General features: G+C 66.0%; 12 protein-coding genes. 11 read left to right on the top strand and 1 reads right to left on the bottom strand.

Going from position 1 to position 19611, the window contains the following annotated elements; translation table 11 throughout:
• The first annotated feature begins 184 nt into the window (after positions 1 to 184).
• Positions 185 to 910 carry a DUF4377 domain-containing protein gene (locus J4P02_RS24460; RefSeq protein ID WP_426195119.1) on the top strand — a complete coding sequence of 242 codons (726 nt, stop codon included), beginning with the start codon at positions 185 to 187 and terminating at the stop codon, positions 908 to 910.
• Between the two features lie 75 nt (positions 911 to 985).
• Here the strand turns inward: J4P02_RS24460 and J4P02_RS24455 are convergent, their stop codons facing one another.
• Positions 986 to 5845, bottom strand: coding sequence for an NAD-glutamate dehydrogenase (locus tag J4P02_RS24455; protein WP_426195117.1), 4860 nt, complete (start codon positions 5843 to 5845; stop codon positions 986 to 988).
• Positions 5846 to 6381: 536 nt separating this feature from the next.
• Here J4P02_RS24455 and J4P02_RS24450 point away from each other — a divergent pair.
• The 10 genes from J4P02_RS24450 (at position 6382) to J4P02_RS24405 (ending at position 19504) form a co-directional block, all read left to right on the top strand.
• The gene (locus J4P02_RS24450; RefSeq protein ID WP_426195115.1) at positions 6382 to 6738 is read left to right on the top strand and encodes a hypothetical protein; all 357 of its coding nucleotides are present in this window, start codon (positions 6382 to 6384) and stop codon (positions 6736 to 6738) included.
• Positions 6739 to 7052: 314 nt separating this feature from the next.
• Complete coding sequence (locus tag J4P02_RS24445) at positions 7053 to 8012, top strand: AAA family ATPase (RefSeq protein WP_426195113.1); 960 nt, start codon at positions 7053 to 7055, stop codon at positions 8010 to 8012.
• Positions 8013 to 8017: 5 nt separating this feature from the next.
• Positions 8018 to 8959: a DUF58 domain-containing protein gene (locus tag J4P02_RS24440; RefSeq protein ID WP_426195111.1), complete on the top strand. Its 942-nt coding sequence runs from the start codon at positions 8018 to 8020 to the stop codon at positions 8957 to 8959.
• Positions 8956 to 9450, top strand: a complete 495-nt coding sequence (locus J4P02_RS24435; protein ID WP_426195110.1) for a DUF4381 domain-containing protein — start codon at positions 8956 to 8958, stop codon at positions 9448 to 9450. The genes J4P02_RS24440 and J4P02_RS24435 overlap by 4 nt, the downstream gene beginning before the upstream one ends.
• The gene (locus J4P02_RS24430) at positions 9443 to 10519 is read left to right on the top strand and encodes a vWA domain-containing protein (protein WP_426195108.1); all 1077 of its coding nucleotides are present in this window, start codon (positions 9443 to 9445) and stop codon (positions 10517 to 10519) included. The genes J4P02_RS24435 and J4P02_RS24430 overlap by 8 nt, the downstream gene beginning before the upstream one ends.
• Complete coding sequence (locus J4P02_RS24425) at positions 10516 to 12258, top strand: VWA domain-containing protein (protein WP_426195106.1); 1743 nt, start codon at positions 10516 to 10518, stop codon at positions 12256 to 12258. The genes J4P02_RS24430 and J4P02_RS24425 overlap by 4 nt, the downstream gene beginning before the upstream one ends.
• Positions 12255 to 13883 carry a BatD family protein gene (locus tag J4P02_RS24420; RefSeq protein ID WP_426195104.1) on the top strand — a complete coding sequence of 543 codons (1629 nt, stop codon included), beginning with the start codon at positions 12255 to 12257 and terminating at the stop codon, positions 13881 to 13883. Before J4P02_RS24425 ends, J4P02_RS24420 begins: the two co-directional genes overlap by 4 nt.
• 106 nt (positions 13884 to 13989) lie before the next feature.
• Positions 13990 to 15234: an exonuclease SbcCD subunit D C-terminal domain-containing protein gene (locus J4P02_RS24415; RefSeq protein ID WP_426195102.1), complete on the top strand. Its 1245-nt coding sequence runs from the start codon at positions 13990 to 13992 to the stop codon at positions 15232 to 15234.
• Entirely contained in the window at positions 15231 to 18872 is a 3642-nt protein-coding gene (locus tag J4P02_RS24410) for an AAA family ATPase (protein WP_426195100.1), read from the top strand. The genes J4P02_RS24415 and J4P02_RS24410 overlap by 4 nt, the downstream gene beginning before the upstream one ends.
• Positions 18869 to 19504 carry a glutathione S-transferase gene (locus tag J4P02_RS24405; RefSeq protein ID WP_426195098.1) on the top strand — a complete coding sequence of 212 codons (636 nt, stop codon included), beginning with the start codon at positions 18869 to 18871 and terminating at the stop codon, positions 19502 to 19504. The genes J4P02_RS24410 and J4P02_RS24405 overlap by 4 nt, the downstream gene beginning before the upstream one ends.
• Positions 19505 to 19611: the final 107 nt, after the last annotated feature.

Below are 19611 nucleotides of genomic sequence, written 5' to 3'. Positions count from 1 at the left end.
GCCAAACGCCGGCCACTTCGGTGCCAGGGTTTACCGGCCCGGCTTCCTGCCAGTGCAGGAGGCCGCACTTCTATCCAGGCTGAAAGAGCGAACCATGAAACAGAACATCCTCCTTGTCTCCGTCTGCGCAGCCCTGCTCCAGGCCTGCGCCCCGGTCTCCACCACCCCTGAAGGATCGCCTTCCATGCCCGCCAGCGTCACCTCCAGCAGCGCCCAGCCGGCGCTATCCGCCTACTACTGGCAACTGGTTTCGGCCAAGGATGCCGCGGGCAAGCCCATCCCGGCCCTGCACGCGGGCCTGGAACGCAAACTGCGCCTGAGCTTCGGCGAGCAGAACCTGAATCTCAGCGGCGGCTGCAACAACCAGTTCGGCGGCTACCGCTACGCCAACGGCGTGCTCCAGGTGCAACCCCTGGCCGCCACCCTGATGGCTTGCGAGCAACCACGCATGGCGCTGGATGCCGCCGTCGGGCGTCTGTTCCAGGGCGAGATGCGCACCCAACTGACCGACAACGGTGCCCAGCCCACGCTGCAACTGACCAGCGCCGACGGCAGCGTGCTCACCTTCGAAGGCCAGGCCACCCCGGAAACCCGCTACGGCAGCCAGGGCCAGATCAAGTTCCTGGAAGTGGCGGCCAAGACCGTCAAATGCAGCCACCCACTGATCCCCAACTTCCAGTGCCTGCAAGTGCGTGAACGCCGCTACGACGCCGCCGGCCTGCAACTGCCCAGCCAGGACAACTGGCAGCCGCTGTACCAGTCCATCGAGGGCTACGAGCACCAGGACGGCGTGCGCAATGTACTGCGGGTAAAGCAGTACGAATGGAAAAACCCACCGGCCGACGCCCCGTCCCAGGTCTATGTGCTGGACCTGGTGGTCGAGCAGGATGCTTCGGGTAAGAGTCGCTAAGCGCGACCGACAAGCAATAAAAAAGCCCCGTATCGCAAGATACGGGGCTTTTTTGCTCTGGGCGGGGTCAGGCCGTTACAGCACCGACTGACCGCTCATGGCCAGGTCCAGCAGTTCCCGGTTGGCCACGGCGTACATGGCGTAGTCGGTGCCGCTGGCGGCACGGATTTCCACCATCATCGCGCGCCAGCGATCGGCCATGCTGGCGTTCTGCTCCAGCCACAGGGCCACGCGGGCTTCCATGTCTGCTGGCGCGTCGGCCAGTTGCAGCACCTTGATGGTGATCGCCCGCTGCTGCCAGTCCACGTCGTCGCGGAAGGCTTCACGGGCCTGGGCCTGCCAGTTGTTGGTGACTGGCAGATCGCTGATCTGCTGCAGGTACCACGGCAGGTCCAGGGCGCTGCCCACGGCGAAGTAGGCCTTGGCCACATCGGCGGCGTCGTGACCGGTGACATCCGCGGCCTCGATGATTGGCAGCAGGGTGTACAGGTGGGTAGTGCCTGCCACCATGCGCGCCAGCAACTCCGGTACGCCGGCTTCGACGTAGGCGGTGTAGCGGGTCTGCCAGCCTTCGCGGGTCGGGCCTTCCAGCAGCTCGTCGAGCTTCAGGCCCAGGGCGGCCAGGTGCGGACCGAAGTGCGCCACGTCACGGGCGGCATCCTGCTCGTTGCGGCGGCTGCGCAGGAACCAGCGGGTAGCACGACGGCCAAGGCGCATCAGCTCGTCCATCAGCTCCAGTTGCACCTGGGCCGAGACCTGGTGATCCAGGGCTTCGATCTGGCGGAACCAGTGCGGGAGATGGAAGATGTCCCGGACTATCACATAGGCGCCGGCGACGTTGGCCGGGCTCATGCCGGTGGACTCCTTCAGGCGCTGCACGAAGGTGATGCCCATGTGGTTGACCAGGTCGTTGGCGATCTGGGTGCTGACGATCTCGCGCTTCAGGCGGTGACGCCGCATGGCCTCGGAGAACTTGGCCACCAGGCTCGGCGGGAACGCGGTCTCCATGTCACGGGTGAGGTAGTCGTCATCCGGCACCTGGGACTTGAGCAGCGCTTCCTTGAGGTCGATCTTGCTGTAGGAAATCAGCACCGACAGCTCCGGACGGGTCAGGCCCTTGCCGGTCGCGGCGCGCTCATTGAGCTGCTCCTCGGTCGGCAGGTACTCGATGGCGCGGTCCAGCTTGCCACGGCCTTCCAGGTCGTTCATCAGGCGCTTGTACTCGGCAGCACGCTCGTAGGCACGGCGCGCGGCCAGGGACAGGGCCTGGGTCTGCTTGTAGTTGTTGCCCAACACCAGGCCGCCGACTTCGTCGGTCATGCTGGCCAGCAGCTGGTTGCGCTGCTTGTCGGTCATGTCACCGGCCTGCACCACTTCGTTGAGCAGGATCTTGATGTTCACTTCGTGGTCGGAGCAGTCCACGCCACCGGCATTGTCGATGAAGTCGGTGTTGGAACCGCCGCCATTGAGGCCGAACTCGACGCGACCCAGCTGGGTCATGCCGAGGTTACCGCCCTCGCCCACCACCTTGCAGCGCAGTTCGTTGCCGTTTACGCGCAGAGCATCGTTGGCCTTGTCGCCGACATCGGCGTGGCTTTCAGTGCTGGCCTTGACATAGGTGCCGATACCGCCGTTCCACAGCAGGTCCACCGGCGCCTTGAGCAAGGCGTTAAGCAGCTCGGTCGGGGTCAGCTTGTCGGCCTGGATGTCGAAGCGCTCTTTCATCTGTGGCGAGATGGCGATGCTCTTCGCGCTGCGCGAGAAGATGCCGCCGCCCTCGGACATGATGCTGGTGTCGTAGTCGCTCCAGGCCGAGCGCGGCAGCTCGAACATGCGCTGGCGCTCGACGAAGCTGGTGGCCGGGTTCGGGTTCGGATCGACAAAGATGTGCAGGTGGTTGAACGCCGCCACCAGTTGCAGCTTGTCAGACATCAGCAAGCCGTTGCCGAACACGTCGCCGGCCATGTCGCCGATGCCGACCACGGTGATCGGGTCTTCCTGGACATTGATGCCGCGCTCGCGGAAGTGACGCTGCACGCCCACCCACGCGCCCTTGGCGGTGATGCCCATCTTCTTGTGGTCGTAACCGGCGGAACCGCCGGAGGCAAAGGCGTCGCCGAGCCAGAAGCCGTAGTCGATGGCGATGCTGTTGGCGATGTCGGAGAAGGTCGCGGTGCCCTTGTCGGCCGCCACCACCAGGTACGGGTCATCGTTGTCGTGACGCACCACGTTGGCCGGCGGCACCACGCCACCGTCCTTGAGGTTGTCGGTGATATCCAGCAAGCCGGAGATGAAGATGCGGTAGCAGGCGATGCCCTCGGCGGCGATCTCGTCACGGCTGCCGCCCAGCGGCAGGCGACGCGGCAGGAAGCCGCCCTTGGCGCCCACCGGCACGATCACCGAGTTCTTCACTTGCTGGGCTTTTACCAGGCCCAGCACTTCGGTGCGGAAGTCTTCCTCGCGATCGGACCAGCGCAGGCCGCCACGGGCCACATTGCCAAAGCGCAGGTGCACGCCTTCCACCCGTGGCGAGTAGACGAAGATCTCGAACTTGGGCACCGGCTTGGGCAGCTCGGGGATCAGGTGCGGGTTGAACTTGAAGCTGAAGTAGGACTTGTTCTGGCCGTTGGCATCGGTCTGGTAGAAGTTGGTGCGCAGGGTGGCCTTGATCAGGTCCAGGTAGCGCCGCAGGATGCGGTCTTCGTTGAGCACCTGGACCTCGTCCAGGGCGCTGAGGATCGCCTGCTCCAGACGCAGTTGCTTGTCTTCCAGGTCGTCGCTGGTGAGCTTGCGCGCCAGGTAGAAGCGGGTCTTGAACAACCGGGTGAGCTCGCGGGCGATATCGGTGTGGTTGTTCAGGGTGCTGGCGATGTAGCCCAGGTCGAAGCCCAGGCGGATCTGCTTCAGGTAGCGGGCGTAGGCACGCAGCAGCGCCACGTCGCGCCATGGCAGGCCGGCGGTCAGCACCAGGCGGTTGAAGGCATCGTTCTCGGCATCGCCACGCACGATATGCACGAAGGCGTCTTGCAGGGTGTCGTTGAGCTGCTGGATATCCAGGTCCAGGCCTTCGGCGGCGCTGAAGGCGAAATCGTGGATCCAGAACTCGCGGCCGTTGCTGTGGCGCAGGCGGTAGGGGAATTCACCCAGCACGCGCAGGCCGAGGTTTTCCAGGATCGGCAGCACGTCCGACAGCGCCAGCGGGGTGTCGGCGTGGTAGAGCTTGCAGTGCAGCTCGCGCTGCCCGGCTACCTGGCCCAGAGGCTGGTAGAAGCTCATCACCAGCGGGTTGCTTTCGCTCAGGCTCAGCAGGTGCTGCATGTCGACCACCGCCGAATGCGCGGCGAAGCGCTCGCGGTAGCCGGCCGGGAAGCCTTTCGGGAAGTCCGCCAGCACATTGGTGCCGTGGGCTTCGCCGAAGCTCTCCACCACCAGGCTGGCGTAGTCGTCCTGCCAGCTGCGGCAGGCCTGGATCACTTCCTTTTCCAGCAGCAGCGGGTCGATGTCGATGCGCTGCTTGGGGTCCACCCGCAGAATCAGCTGCACGCGGGCCAGTACCGACTCGGAGAAGAAGGTCCAGAACTCGCAGTCGGTGGCTTGCAGGCGGTCCATCAGCACTTGCTGGATCTTCTGCCGCACTTCGGTGGAGTAGATGTCACGCGGCACATAGGCCAGGCAGTAGCAGAAACGGCCGTAGGGGTCCTTGCGCAGGAACACGCGGATCTTGTTGCGTTCCTGGATCTGCACGATCGACATCACGGTGCTGAACAGCTCGTCCACCGGGGTCTGGAACAGGTCGTCGCGCGGCAGTACTTCCAGTACCTGGGCCAGTTCCTTGCCCAGGTGGGCCTTGGCCTGGAAGCCCGAACGCTGCTCGATGATCTCCACCTTGCGGCGGATGTAGGGGATCACCCGCACGCTTTCGCCGTACACCGAAGAGGTGTAGAGGCCCATGAAGCGGCATTCCTTGATCACCTTGCCGTCGGCATCGATCTGCCGGATCGAGACGAAATCCGGGTAGGCCGGGCGATGCACGCGGCTCGGCAGCGAGGCCTTGGCAAACGACAGCGGCGTGGGCTCGCGCAGGTAGGCGACGGCGTAGTCTTCGATGCGCAGGTCGTCGGCAGTCAGGCCGGCGCGCAGCAGCTTGGCCAGGCCGAGGAAGGAGTTGGGGTCATATTCGATATGGCCGCCGTCCTGGTCGGAGCCGACCACGAACTCTTCATAGCCGAGGAAGGTGAAGTGGTTGCCCACCAGCCATTCGAGGAAGCTCTTGATCTCGCTCTTTTCTTCAGCGGCAATCGCGAACTGGCTGTTGTCGATGCTCTGGATCAGTTCCTGGACCTTGGCCTTCATCGGCTCGAAGTCGGCCACGGCAACCCGCACTTCGCCCAATACCTGTTCAAGCTCCTTGCCCAGCACGCTGAGTTCGGCGGCGTTGGAGCAACGGTCGATCTCCAGGTACATCAGCGACTCATGCTGCACGCCTTCGCCCTGGGTGCCCTTGGGCAGGATTTCCAGCAGCTCGCCCTTGCTGCCGCGGCGCACGCTGAGCACGGTGGTCTGCAGGGTATGGATGCTGTAGCCGCGGCGGTTGAGCTCGGTGCGCACCGAGTCCACCAGGAACGGCAGGTCGTGGTGCAGGACTTCCACCGCGGTGTGGGTCGACTGCCAGCCATGACGTTCGTAATCGGGGTTGTAGACCCGCACTTGTGGTTGCGCGTGGTCAAAGCGCTCAAGCAGGCGCCAGGCAGAAAGGGTGCAGCCCGTCAGGTCGGACAAGCGACGCTGGGTGAGTTCGTCCAGGGGCATGATGCCGAAGAATTGTTCAGCGAACAGCGCCACTTGTGGCAGTGCCTGTTCACTGATGTGCTGCGCCAGTGCCGCTTGCAGTTGGTGCTGGAAGTCGGCCTTGCTGGCTGCGGTGAAGAACGCCATCTGTGGTACTCCGCTTGAGCTTGTTATTGAGGGTAGCGTCGCATGCGAACCCCTTGCGGGGCGGTGGTGCATCCTGCTCCTGAATCTCGGGCAGAGGTTGCAGGATGCCAGGTGGATGAAGCTGGTCGGGACATCGAGGTCACATTCACCTGTTGCCGATCAGCCACTGCAGCAACGGCCGGCGTTTTGCGCGGTTTGCCAGCCTGGGTGCCTGCAGCTGTCCATTGCATTTGAGACGCAACCTATTGCACTTGAGAACGAATTGTCCGCTGCGCAGCTTAACGAGAGCGATGCGACAGCTGCTTGCGATGCTGCGACATATTCGGTCAACGGCACGCAACCGGCCGCCCGCGCCCTGATCAACACTAGCAGGCAGTGGGGAAAAACCGTGGATTTGTGCCGGTTTCAAGGTACTTTCGTACCAGAAGTGACTGCCGGCGCCCTTGTATTCACAACCTGTTCTCTGACAGACAAAGCAGCAGAAATTCCCTCGCACTGGCACAATCGCTTTTTTGCCCGCCCCCAGGATTGCCCCCATGCAGATGACCACTGCCCACTTGATCGCCAACCCTTGTGACGACGAAGAAGACAACATGGCCATGCTCTGCTGCCACAGCAGCCGCGGCGAAATGTTCCTGATGAGCCGCTACCCCGACGAGGACGAGCTGGAGATCACCCTCGACGGCGAGCCTTCGACCCTCGACGGGGTCAAGGTGACCCTGAGCCCCACCACCCTGCTGATCGAGATCGCCGCCGGCGATGCCGACGCGCTGAACGGTTCCGACCACCTGGAAATCCACCACAGCACCGCCACCGCCGACCTGGCCGAAGTCGAGCTGACCCTGCAGAACATCCTCACGGGCACCGGCACCTATATCAGCCAGCTGGCCTGAGCCGACCCGCGGGCGCCGTCACCCATTCGCCTGTAGGGCTGTAGGAGCTGGCTTGCCAGCGAAGGCGTCCGCAAGCCGTGCGCAAGGCTCGAGGGCCTCTTCGCCGGCAAGCCGGCTCCTACACAGTCTGCGTCCCTCCTACACAAGTTGCGCGCCAACCCGCCCGGCAGCCGCGAAAGCCGATTTTTTTCAACTAATTGGCCAAATCCACTGTTCGCCGTTAGTCGCCGACCCCCGCTATGGATTAAAGTATCGCCCCCAGCCCCGGGGTTATCTGAACGCCCGGGGCGCACCCTCTCCAGGAACAGTCACCGATGGAACATCGTGAAGCGCTTTTGGCGCTGCGAACCTTTCTTTCAACGCAGATCCTCGGCCAGGAAAAACTCATTGAGCGCTTGCTCATCGCCTTGCTCGCCGACGGCCACATGCTGGTCGAGGGCGCCCCGGGCCTGGCCAAGACCAAGGCCATCAAGGAGTTGGCAGAAGGCATCGAAGCGCAGTTCCATCGGATCCAGTTCACCCCCGACCTGCTGCCCGCCGACATCACCGGCACCGAGATCTATCGCCCGGAAACCGGCAGCTTCGTGTTCCAGCAAGGCCCGATCTTCCACAACCTGGTGCTGGCGGACGAAATCAACCGTGCCCCGGCCAAGGTCCAGTCGGCCCTGCTGGAAGCCATGGCCGAGCGCCAGGTCAGCGTCGGCCGCAGCACCTATGAACTGTCGCCGCTGTTCCTGGTGATGGCGACCCAGAACCCCATCGAGCAGGAAGGCACCTACCCGCTGCCCGAAGCCCAGCTCGACCGTTTCCTGATGCACGTGAAAATCGGCTTCCCCGATGCCGCCGTCGAGCGGCGCATCCTCCAGCAGGCCCGTGGCGAAGCGCTGAACGGCGAAACCACCCCCGAGCGCCGGGTCAGCCAGCAGGCGATCTTCGCCGCGCGCAAGGAAATCCTCGGCCTGTACATGGCCGACGCGGTGGAGGAATACCTGGTGCAACTGGTGATGGCCACGCGCATTCCGGGCAAGTTCGACCCGGAACTGGCCGAGTGGATCGCCTACGGCGCCAGCCCTCGCGGTTCCATCGCCCTGGACCGCTGCGCCCGGGCCCACGCCTGGCTCGCCGGGCGCGACTTCGTCAGCCCGGAAGACATCCAGGCGGTGCTGTTCGACGTGCTGCGCCACCGCATCATCCTGTCGTTTGAAGCGGAAGCGGCAGGCATCGACCAGGACCGTGTGGTACAGCGCATCCTCGACGTCGTTGCCGTCGCCTGACGCCCATGACCCAGCCCGTTGCCGAACCCGGCATCCGCATTACCCTCGGCGAACTGATCGAGATGCGCCATCGCGTGCGCGAGGTGCAGCTGTTCTCCACCCCGAGCCAGCGCAGCCCGCTGATCGGCCTGCACCATTCCAAGCTGCGCGGGCGCGGCGTGGACTTCGACCAGGTGCGGGTCTACCAGGCCGGCGACGACGTGCGCACCATCGACTGGCGCGTCACCGCGCGCACCCAGGAACCCCACACCAAGCTGTTCCACGAGGAGCGCGAGCGGCCGATCTTCATCATGGTGGAACAGAGCCGCCAGCTGTTCTTCGGCTCCGGGCTGATGTTCAAGTCGGTGCTTGCGGCCCAGGCCGCGGCGCTGATCGGCTGGGCCGCCCTGGGCCATAACGACCGGGTGGGCGGGCTGGTGTACGGCGACGACGAGCACTACGAAATCAAGCCGCGGCGCAGCAAGCAGAGCCTGTTGCAGCTGCTCAACCGCCTGGTACGAGTCAACCAGTCGCTGAACAGCGAGGCCCAGCCCCAGCGCGATGCCCTGGGCACCGCCCTGCTGCGCGGGCGTGAAGTGCTGCGCCCGGGCAGCCTGGTGATCGTGATCTGTGACGAACGGGCCCTGAGCGACGCCGCCGAACAGCAGTTGAGCCTGTTGTCGCGGCATTGCGACCTGCTGCTGATGCCCTTGTCCGACCCGCTGGACCATGCCCTGCCCGCCGCCGGGCTGCTGCGTTTCGCCGAGCGCGGTGCGCAGCTGGAACTCGACACCCTGAACTACGACCTGCGCCAGGCCTACCGCGCCCAGAGCGAGGCGCGCATCGCCCGCTGGGAACGCCTGGCGCAAAAGCTGCGGGTGCTGCTGATGCCCCTGAGCACCCAGAGCGAAATGGTCGAGCAACTGCGCGAGTACCTCAACCCGCAACGTCCGGGAGCCGGTCGATGAGCAGCCTGGAACAACTGCAACCGCTGCTGCCGCCACCTGCGGTCAGCCTGTGGCCACCGGCGCCGGGCTGGTGGCTGCTGGCGGTGCTGTTGCCGCTGCTGGGTTTCGCCCTCTGGCACTGGCGCCACCTGTGGCCGCGCAAGGCCGTGCAGCCGCGCAGCGAGCAACCCCTGGACCCGCTGCGCCTGGCCGCCCTGGCGGAGCTGGCGCTGCTGCCCAAGCCCTATGACGGCGCCCCCGCCGGCGCCTGGCTGCAGGCCCTGAATGCCTTGCTCAAGCGCCTGTGCCGCAACCACTACCCCAACAGCCAGAGCCACACCCTCAATGGCCGCAAGTGGCTGGCCTTTCTCGACAACCGTTGCCCCGCCGCCGGCCTGACCCGCTGGATGGTGCTGGTGGAAGGCGCCTACAAGCCCGAGTGCAAGCTCGACGACAAAGCCATCGCCGGCCTGACCCAGGCGGTGGACACCTGGATTCGCAAGCATGTTTGAGTTCGCCTGGCCGTGGATCTTCGCCCTGCTGCCGCTGCCCTGGCTGCTGCGCCTGGTGCTGCCGGTAGCCGACAGCGGCGAACCGGCGCTCAAGGTGAGCTTTCTCCACGAGCTGGAAGGCTTGTCCAAGCGCCGCGCCCGGTCCCATCTGCCGGGCTGGCGCCAGCAGGCGCCGTTCATCCTGCTGTGGCTGCTGCTGTTACTGGCCGCGGCGCGCCCGCAATGGCTGGGCGAACCGCTGCCGGTGGCCGCCAGTGGCCGCGACCTGCTGGTGGCGGTGGACGTCTCCGGTTCCATGGACTTTCCCGATATGCAGTGGCAAGACGAAGACGTCAGCCGCCTGAGCCTGGTCAAGCACCTGCTGGGTGACTTTCTCGAACACCGCGAGGGCGATCGGGTGGGCCTGATCCTGTTCGGCAGCAAGGCCTACCTGCAAGCGCCGCTGACCTTCGACCGGCGCACGGTGCGCATCTGGCTCGATGAAGCGAAGATCGGCATCGCCGGCAAGAACACCGCCATCGGCGACGCCATCGGCCTGGCCCTGAAACGCCTGCGCCAGCGTCCGGCGCAGAGCCGGGTGCTGATATTGGTCACCGACGGCGCCAACAACGGCGGTGAAATCGCCCCCATCACTGCCGCGCGCCTGGCCGCCGAGGAAGGGGTGAAAATCTACCCCATCGGCATCGGTGCCGACCCGGAACAGAGCGCCACCCTTGGCGTGCTGGGCCTGAACCCGAGCCTGGACCTGGACGAGCCGGCCCTCAAGGAGCTGGCCGAAGTCACCGGCGGGCGCTATTTCCGCGCCCGCGACGGCCAGGAGCTGCAAGCCATCAAGGCCACCCTCGACCAACTGGAGCCCGTGGCCCAGCAACCGACCCAGGCGCGCCCGGCCCAGGCCCTGTACCACTGGCCCCTGGCCACGGCGCTGCTGTTCAGCGTGCTGCTGGTGCTGCGCGAGCACTGGCCGGACAACCCCCTGCAACGCTGGCTGACCAGGAAGCACTTCCTGCAGCCCTTGCCGGATTGGCGCGAACGCCTCAAGCGCCTGCGCCTGCGGAGGCGTCGATGATCAGCCTCTGGCCCCATTGGTTCCGCCCCGGCTGGTTGCTGATACTGCCGTTGCTGGCGCTGTTGCTGTGGCAGCTGTGGCACCGGCAGAAACGCGCCGGGCGCTGGCAGGTGATCCTGCCGCCGGCGTTTCATGCCGCCCTGCTGCGCGGCGGCAAGGGTCGCGAAAGCAAGCTGCCCTGGGTGGCCCTGGGCCTGGCCTGGGTGCTGGCGGTGCTGGCACTGCTGGGCCCGAGCTGGCAGCGCGTGGAACAGACCAGCCAGAAGCCCGCCGACCCACTGGTGGTGCTGCTGGAACTGACCCCGCAAATGCTCGCCGGCGACGTGCCGCCCAATCGCCTGGAACAGGCCCGGCACAAGCTGCTGGACCTGCTGGCCCTGCGCAGCGACGCCCAGACCGCGATCGTGGTCTATGCCGGCAGCGCCCACACCCTGGTGCCGCTGTCCGATGACCTGGCCACCAGCCGCAACCTGCTGGACGCGCTCAAGCCGTCGATCATGCCCCAGCCCGGCCAGCGCGCCGACCTGGCCCTGCAAAAGGCCCTCAAGCTGCTGGCCCAGGGCGCCCTGGGCCAGGGCCGGGTGCTGTTGCTGGCCTCATCCCTGAGCCCCCAGGAACGCCAGGGCATTCGCCAGGCCCTGGACGGCGACGCGCCACAGTTGCTGATGCTCGGCTTCGGCAGCCGCGATGGCGCCCCGGTAGCCCTGGAAGACGGCAGCTACCTCAAGGACGACCAGGGCGCGATCCTCCTGTCGCGCCTGGACAGCCCCGAGCTCAAGCAATTTATCGGCGAGGTCGGCGGCCGCTATCGCCAGGCCCGCCTGGACAACAGCGACCTGCGCGGCCTGGGCCTGCTGGGCGGCCCCCAGGGCGTGCGCAACGACGGCCAGACCCTGCGCCTGGACACCTGGGCCGACCAGGGCTACTGGCTGTTGCTGCCCCTGCTATTGCTGGCGGCCTGCGCCGGGCGCCGCGGCTGGCTACTGTGCCTGCCGCTGCTGCTGTTGGCCGTACCCCAGTCCAGCTACGCCCTGGATTTTCGCGACCTGTGGCTGCGCCCCGACCAACAGGGCCAGCGCCTGCTCGAACAGCAGCGCCCGGCCGAGGCCGCACGGCATTTCCAGGACCCGCAATGGCAAGGCATGGCCTTGTACGAGGCGGGCAACTACGGCGCCGCCGCCGAGCGCTTCGCCACCGGCAACGATGCCCGCGCGCACTACAATCGCGGTAACGCCCTGGCCCGCAGCGGTGAACTGGAAGCGGCCATCGATGCCTACGAGCAAGCCCTGGAACTGCAGCCGGACCTGCAACCGGCAGAGCAGAACAAGGCCCTGGTGGAAAGCCTGCTGCAACAGCAGCAAGCGGCAGACAAGCCCGCCGAACAGCCTGCCGAGAACCCCGACAACCCGGAGCACAACCCGCCCGGCCCAAGCAGCGCGGTGAACCCGCCGCCTTCCGACAGCGAGTCCCCCAGCGAGCCCGGGCAAGCGCCAACCGACCAGGAGCAAGGCAGGCAAACGGACCCGCAGAGCGCTGGCCATAGCGATGTGCCCGGTAGCGAACTGGACGACCAGCACACCACCACTCCTTTGCGTCCGGCAGAGGACAGCCTGGACGCCGAACACCAGCAGGCGCTGGAACAGTGGCTGCGCAAGATCCCCGACGACCCGGGGGAATTGCTGCGACGCAAATTCTGGTACGAACAGCAACAACATCAGGATCAGGGAAAAATTCGATGACCCGCTGCACTGCCCTTCTGCTTGCCCTCGCGCTCTGGACCTCCCAGTCCCAGGCTGCCGGGCTGTTCGCCAGCCTGGACCGCAGCCAGGTGAACACCGGGGAGACCGTCGAACTGACCCTGGAGTCCACCGATGTCACCCAGTTCGGCAAGCCGGACCTGACGCCGCTGGAGGCGCAGTTCGAAGTGCGTGGCACGCGCCAGGTCAACCAGCTCAATAGCCTGGGCGACAGCCACGCCAGCACCCGCTGGATAGTCACCCTGCTGCCGCGCCAAACCGGCACCCTGGAAATCGCCCCCTTGCAGTTGGGCAGCCTGCAGAGCCAGGCCCTGAGCCTGCAAGTCAATGCCGGCCCGGAGCAGGCACCGGCAGCCCGGCTGGAGCCGGTGTTCATCGAGGCCGAGCTCGACCAGCCCAAGGTCTACGTCCAGGCCCAGGCGCTGCTGACCCTGCACATCTATCACTCGGTACCGTTGTTCGACGACAGCAACCTCAGCCCGCTGCTGCTCAGCGATGCCAGGATGGAGCAACTGGGGGAAGCGCGCACCTATGAAAAGCTGATCAATGGCGTGCGCCACGGGGTCATCGAAAAACGCTACGCGCTCTACCCGCAGCGCAGCGGCGCCTTGCAGATTCCGGCGCTGACCTTCAGCGCCACCCTGGCCAACCCGAATAACGGCCAGGACAGCAACGGCCCCAGGGCCGGCAAGCTGATCCATGTCAGCTCCACGCCCATCAGCCTGGAGGTGCTGGCCAAGCCCGCCGCCTACCCCGCCGACAGCCCCTGGTTACCAGCCCGCAGCCTGAGCCTGGAAGAAAGCTGGAGCCCCGAACCGGACACACTGCAGGTGGGCGATTCCCTGACCCGCAGCCTGACCCTGCGCGCCGAGGGCCTGTCCAGCGCACAGCTGCCGCCCCTGCCGCTGGCCGAGGTGAATGGCCTGCGCAGCTACCCGGACCAGCCGAAGTTGAGCAACCAGCCGGTGGAAAATGGCCTGCTGGGCATTCGCGAAGACCGCCAGGCCCTGGTGCCGACCCGCACCGGCAGCATCGAACTGCCGGCCCTGGAAGTGACCTGGTGGAACACCCAGGAAGATCGCCTGGAACACAGCAGCCTGCCGGCGCGCACCTTGCAGGTGAACAACAACCCGAGCCTGGCGCCGGACACGCCGGTCAGCAGCGCCCCCGTCAGCGGCGACAGCAGCGTGCTCTGGCTCTGGCAGCTGAGCACCCTGCTACTGGCCTGCAGCACCCTGCTGGGCTTTGGCCTGTGGTGGCGCGCCCGCTGGCAACCGGCGGTGCTGCGCGCGGCCCAGACCGGGCCCAGCCCGCGCTCGCTGCTCGACGACCTCAAGCGCGCCTGCCAGGCCAATGACCCGCAGAGCACCCGCCAGGCCCTGGACGCCTGGGCCCGCCAGCAGCCGGAGACCCTGGCCGAGATGGCGGCGCGCTTTATTCCGCTGTCCGACGCCCTGGACGGCCTGAATGGCGCCCTCTACAGCGAGGGCGGCCAGTTCTGGCAGGGCGAGGAACTGTGGCGGGCGATCCGCGCCATTCCAATTGACGAACGGGTCCAGACGCCGCAGGCCGATACCGGTAGCCTGCCGCCGCTCTACCCTAAATAACCGCAGCGGCAAGCTTCGAGCTGCAAGCCACAAGCCACAACCCGGCTTTTGCTTCAACTTGAAGCTTGCAGCTTGAAACCTGAGTGCTGCTTTTCTGGAGCTTATTTTGCGTCTGTTTCACACCTCCGACTGGCACCTGGGCCAGAACCTCCACGGCCAGGAGCGCGACTTCGAGCACGACTGCTTTCTGCAGTGGCTGTTGCGCCAGCTCAAGCACGAACAGCCGGATGTGCTGCTGATCGCCGGCGATGTGTTCGACACCGTCAACCCGCCGGTCAAGGCTCAGGAGCGGCTCTACGACTTTATCGTCAGCGCCCACGAGCAGCAGCCGGCCCTGACCATCGTGATGATCGCCGGTAACCACGACTCCGGTTCGCGTATCGAATTGCCCGCGCCGCTGATGCGCCGCCTGCGCACCCACGCCCTGGGCCGGGTGCTGTGGCTCGATGACGGCCAGCTGGACACCGAGCGCTTGCTGCTGCCGCTGCCCGATGCCAGCGGCGCGATTGCCGGCTGGTGCCTGGCCCTGCCCTTCCTGCGGCCGGCCGAAGTCACAGGCGCGCACCTGGGCGACGACTACCTCAAGGGCATCGCCCAGGTGCATGCCCGGCTGATCGCCGCAGCCAATGCCAAGCGCCAGCCCGGGCAGGCCCTGATCGCCGTGAGCCACGCGCACATGGCCGGTGGTTCGGTGTCCGAGGACTCCGAGCGCAGCCTGATCATCGGCAACGCCGAGGCCCTGCCCGCCAGCCTGTTCGGCGCCGATATCAGCTACGTGGCCCTGGGGCACCTGCACAAGCCGCAGAAGGTCAATGGCGAGGAACGCATCCGCTACAGCGGCTCGCCGATCCCGCTGTCGTTTTCCGAGATCGACTACAAGCACCAGATTCTCGATGTGCGCCTGGACGGTGCAAGCCTGATCAGCGTCGAGCCGCGGCTGATTCCCCGGGCCGTCAACCTGCAACGCCTGGGCCCGGCGCCCCTGGCAGAGATCCTCAAGCAACTGGGCGAACTGGCGGATATCGATCTGCTGGACGAAGAACAACGCCAGCCCTGGCTGGAGGTGCGGGTGCGCCTGGACGAACCCCAGCCCGACCTGCGCCAGCAAGTGGAAAGCGCCCTGCAAGGCAAGGCCGTGCGCCTGGTGCGGATCGCCGCCGAATACGCCGGCAACCGCGGCCTTGATGGCCAAGACGACGCCGCGCAACTGCTGGAGCTGGACCAGCTCAGCCCCCAGGACCTGTTCAGCCGCGCCTGGCTGGACAGCTACGGCAGCGAGGTGGATGAACAAACCCTCAAGGACTTCGCGCAACTGCTCCAGGAAGTGCAGCACGAGGAGGATCAGCCATGAAGATCCTGGCCATTCGCCTGAAGAACCTGGCCTCCCTGGCCGGCCCCTTCGAGATCGACTTCACGGCCGAGCCCCTGGCCAGCGCCGGGCTGTTCGCCATCACCGGGCCCACCGGCGCCGGCAAGAGCACCCTGCTCGACGCCCTGTGCCTGGCGCTGTTCGGCGCGGTGCCGCGGCTGAACAATATCGCCAAGGAAAACAAGGTTCCGGATGTCGATAGCGAGATTTCCACCGGCGACCCGCGCACCCTGCTGCGGCGTGGCACCGGCAGCGGTTACGCCGAGGTGGATTTCGTCGGCATCGACGGCCGACGCTACCGCGCGCGCTGGGAAACCAACCGCGCCCGGGACAAGGCCAACGGCAAGCTGCAGGCCAGCAAGCAGAGCCTGCACGACCTGGACAGCAATCAACTGCTGGCCAGCAGCAAGCGCGACTACGAACAGCTGATCGAAGCCAAGCTGGGGCTCAACTTCGAGCAGTTCACCCGCGCGGTGATGCTGGCCCAGAGCGAGTTCAGCGCCTTCCTCAAGGCCGACGACAAGGAACGCAGCGAGCTGCTGGAAAAGCTCACCAACACCTCGATCTACAGCCAGCTCGGGCGCCGCGCCTACAGCAAGAGCAAGGAAGCTGACGAGCAGCACAAGGCGCTCAAGGCCCAGGCCAGTGGCATCACCCCGCTGGAGCCCGAAGCCCGGGCCGAACTGGACCAGCGCTTCGACGCCGCCCAGCAGCAGTTCAAGGCCCAGCAGGCACAGCTCAAGCAGTTGGAGCTGCAACACGCCTGGCTCAAGGAACTGCAACTGCTGCAGGAGCAACGGCAGAGCGCCGCCGAACAACTGCAACAAGCGCAAACCGCCTGGGAAAACCTGGACGGCGAGCGTACCCGGCTGGCCCGCCTGGAGCAGTTGGCGCCGCAACGCCATCAGTTCGCCCGGCAGGCCGAGCTGAACCTGCAACTGACCCCGCTGGCCGAGCAGATCCAGCAACTGCGCCTGCAGCACAGCGCCCAGCAACAGCGCCAGGCCGAGCTTGAACAGCAGTTGGGCACAGCCCAGGCCGCGCTGCTCGGCGCCCAGGCCCAGCAAAGCAGCAGCGCCCCACAGCTGCGCGAGGCCTTTGCCGAGCAAAGCACCCTCGCCCACTTGGCCAAGGGCCATGGCGAAGCTGCCGAACTCAAGGAACAACTGCAACAGGCCAGCGCGCAAGGCCAGCAAGCGATCCAGGCCATGCTCGAACAGCAGCAACGGGTTGCCGAGCGCCTGCAGCAGATTGCCCTACAGCTGGAGCACAGCACCCATCTGGCGCCGCTCAGCGATGCCTGGAAGGCCTACCGCGATCGCCTGCAACAGCTGATGCAGGCCGGCAACCGCCTGAACCAGGGCCAGCAAGAACTGCCCGGCCTGCAACAGCGAGCCGCCAGCGCAGCGCAGCAACTGGCCAGCCAACGCGATGAGCTGCAGCTGCTGTACAGCGAAGCCGGCGCCGAGCCCCATGCGGTGGCGGAACAGTTGCAGATCCTCAGCGACCTGCTGCAGAGCAATCGCAAGCAACAGCGCGCCTGCGAAGAACTGGTGCGGCTCTGGGCCAGCCAGCAGGAACTGGACCAGCGCGGCGCGCAACTGGCAGACAAACTGCAAAGCGCTGCCAGCCAGCGCGAGGAGCTGAACCGCGCTGGCCTGCAGAGCAAGGCCGAGCTGGTGCTCGCCGAACAGACCCTGGCGGTGACCCAGCAACTGCTGGAACGCCAGCGTCTGGCCCGCAGCGCCAGTGTCGAAGAGCTGCGCGGGCAGTTGCAGGACGATCAGCCCTGCCCGGTTTGCGGCAGCCACGAGCACCCCTACCATCAGCCCGAAGCGCTGTTGCAAAGCCTGGGTCGCCACGACGCCGACGAAGAGGCCAATGCGCGCCAGGCGGTGGATCAACTCAAGGAAAAACTCGCGGAACTGCGCAGCCAGGTCGGTGGCCTGATTGCCCAGCAGAAGGAATTCCTGCTGCAACAGGAACAGCTGGCAAGCCAGCAACAGGCCCTGGCCCCGAGCATCGAAGCCCACCCATTGGCAGCCGCGCTGCTGGACCAGGAGCCCGCCCGGCGCGACGCCTGGCTCAATCAGCAACTGAGCCAGCTGAACCAGAACCTGCAGCAGGACGAACAGCGCCAAGGCGCCCTGCTGCAACTGCAAAAGGACGCCGGACGCCTGCAACAGCAGCTGCAAACGGCAGTCGAGGCCAGCCAGCAGGCCACGCAACAGCTGACCCAGCAGCAACAACAACTGGGCGCCGATCGCCAGCGCCTGGAAGAAGAACTGTCGGCCTTTGCCACCCTGCTGCCGGCCGATACCCTGCAAGCACTGCGCAGCGATCCGGCGGCGACTTTCATGCAGCTCGATCAGCAGGTGATGCAGCGCCTGGAACAGCTCGACCAGCAGCAGGAAGAACAGCAGGAGCAGCAACAACGCCAGCTGGCCCTGGAAAAAGAGCAAGACCGCCAACAGACCCGGGTGCAGCAACTGCAGGCCGCCCAGGCGCAGTTCAATGCCCTGGCCGAGCAGCAACAGGCCGCCCGCGACAAGCTCGGGCAACTGCTGGGCGAGCACCCCAACGCCGAAGCCTGGCAGCAGCACCTGGAGCAGGCCGTGGAACAGCTACGCGCCGCCGAAGGGTTGGCCAGCCAGCAGTTGCAGGAAGTCCGCAGCCTGCTGGTGCAACTGGGCGCGGAGCTGCAAGGCAAGGAGGAACGCCTGCTGGCCCTGCAAACCGAGCAGGCGGAGCTGGGCAGCAAGATCGCCGATTGGCGCCAGCAACATCCGGAGCTGGACGACGGTGGGCTGGAGCTGTTGCTCGGTTTCGACGAGCCGCAGGTGGCCGCGCTGCGCCAGCAACTGCAAGCGAGCGAAAAGGCCATGGAGCAGGCCAAGGTCCTGCTCACCGAGCGCGAGCAACGGCTGCACAGCCACCAGGCCCAGCACAACGAGCCGCTGGATGCCGAACACCTGGCCAGCGCCCTGGACCAGGTGCATCAGCAACTGGCCGCCAGCGAACAACTGAGCGCCGAATTGCGTGCGCAACAGGCCGAAGACCAGCGCCGGCAAGACGCCAACCAGGCCCTGGCCGAGCAGATCGCCCAGGCCTACGGCGAATGGCAACGCTGGGCGCGGCTCAATGCGCTGATCGGCTCGGCCACCGGCGACACCTTCCGCAAGATCGCCCAGGCCTACAACCTCGACCTGCTGGTGCACCACGCCAACGCCCAGTTGCGCCAACTGGTGCGCCGCTATCGCCTGAAACGCGGCGGCAGCATGCTCGGCCTGTTGGTGCTGGACACCGAGATGGGCGATGAAACCCGTTCGGTGCATTCGCTGTCCGGCGGCGAAACCTTCCTGGTGTCCCTGGCGTTGGCCCTGGGGCTGGCGTCCATGGCCTCCAGCACGCTGAAAATCGAGTCGCTATTCATCGACGAAGGTTTCGGTAGCCTCGACCCCGAGTCGCTGCAACTGGCCATGGATGCCCTCGACGGCCTGCAGGCCCAGGGGCGCAAAGTGGCGGTGATTTCCCATGTGCAGGAAATGCACGAACGGATTCCGGTGCAGATCCAGGTCAGCCGCCAGGGCAATGGCCTGAGCACCCTGGAGGTGAAATGAGCACGCCACTGGCCACCCTCTACTCCTTCCGCCGCTGCCCCTACGCCATGCGTGCGCGCCTGGCGCTGCGCTATGCCGGGGTGGCGCTGCACACCGTGGAAGTCAGCCTCAAGGCCAAGCCGGCCGAGATGCTCGCCCTGTCGCCCAAGGGCACGGTGCCGGTGCTGGAGGTGGCTGGACGGGTGCTGGAACAGAGCCTGGAGATCATGCACTGGGCCCTGGACCAGCATGATCCGCAGAACTGGCGCCTGCAGGGCGACCCCGAAGCGCAGGCGCAGATGGCGGCGCTGATCGAGGACAACGACCAGGTGTTCAAGCTGCACCTCAATCGCTACAAATACGCCGAACGCTACCCCGAGGCGCCCATGGAGCATTACCGGGCCCAGGGCGAGGCCTTTCTCGCCAAGCTCGATGGGCTGTTGCAAGAGCGGCGCTACTTGCTGGCCGAGCACCCGAGCCTGGCGGACATGGCCTTGCTGCCCTTTGTGCGGCAGTTCGCCCACGTCGACCGGGAATGGTTCGCCCAGACGCCCTATACCGCCTTGCAGCAATGGCTGCACCATCTGCTGGAATCGGAGCTGTTCATGGCAGTGATGCAGCCACAAGCGGCAAGCTCCAAGCGGCAAGCGTGAAGCCAGGCACTTGCAGCTTGCCACTTGAGGCTTGCGGCTTGCGGCTTGCGGCTTGCGGCTTGCGGCTTGCGGCTAGCTTCTACTGCTTCTATGGTTCGCATCTCTTC

The sequence above is a fragment of the Pseudomonas sp. NFXW11 genome (genome assembly GCF_049887815.1).
Lineage (GTDB): Bacteria > Pseudomonadota > Gammaproteobacteria > Pseudomonadales > Pseudomonadaceae > Aquipseudomonas.
Note: the sequence above shows the minus strand (reverse complement) of the source record. Positions and strands in the feature narration are given on the sequence as shown.

Coding starts and splice junctions, on each gene's coding strand:
- J4P02_RS24460 (WP_426195119.1), top strand. CDS start 185: ATGCCCGCCAGCGTCACCTCCAGCAGCGCCCAGCCGGCGCTATCCGCC.
- J4P02_RS24455 (WP_426195117.1), bottom strand. CDS start 5,845: ATGGCGTTCTTCACCGCAGCCAGCAAGGCCGACTTCCAGCACCAACTG.
- J4P02_RS24450 (WP_426195115.1), top strand. CDS start 6,382: ATGCAGATGACCACTGCCCACTTGATCGCCAACCCTTGTGACGACGAA.
- J4P02_RS24445 (WP_426195113.1), top strand. CDS start 7,053: ATGGAACATCGTGAAGCGCTTTTGGCGCTGCGAACCTTTCTTTCAACG.
- J4P02_RS24440 (WP_426195111.1), top strand. CDS start 8,018: ATGACCCAGCCCGTTGCCGAACCCGGCATCCGCATTACCCTCGGCGAA.
- J4P02_RS24435 (WP_426195110.1), top strand. CDS start 8,956: ATGAGCAGCCTGGAACAACTGCAACCGCTGCTGCCGCCACCTGCGGTC.
- J4P02_RS24430 (WP_426195108.1), top strand. CDS start 9,443: ATGTTTGAGTTCGCCTGGCCGTGGATCTTCGCCCTGCTGCCGCTGCCC.
- J4P02_RS24425 (WP_426195106.1), top strand. CDS start 10,516: ATGATCAGCCTCTGGCCCCATTGGTTCCGCCCCGGCTGGTTGCTGATA.
- J4P02_RS24420 (WP_426195104.1), top strand. CDS start 12,255: ATGACCCGCTGCACTGCCCTTCTGCTTGCCCTCGCGCTCTGGACCTCC.
- J4P02_RS24410 (WP_426195100.1), top strand. CDS start 15,231: ATGAAGATCCTGGCCATTCGCCTGAAGAACCTGGCCTCCCTGGCCGGC.
- J4P02_RS24405 (WP_426195098.1), top strand. CDS start 18,869: ATGAGCACGCCACTGGCCACCCTCTACTCCTTCCGCCGCTGCCCCTAC.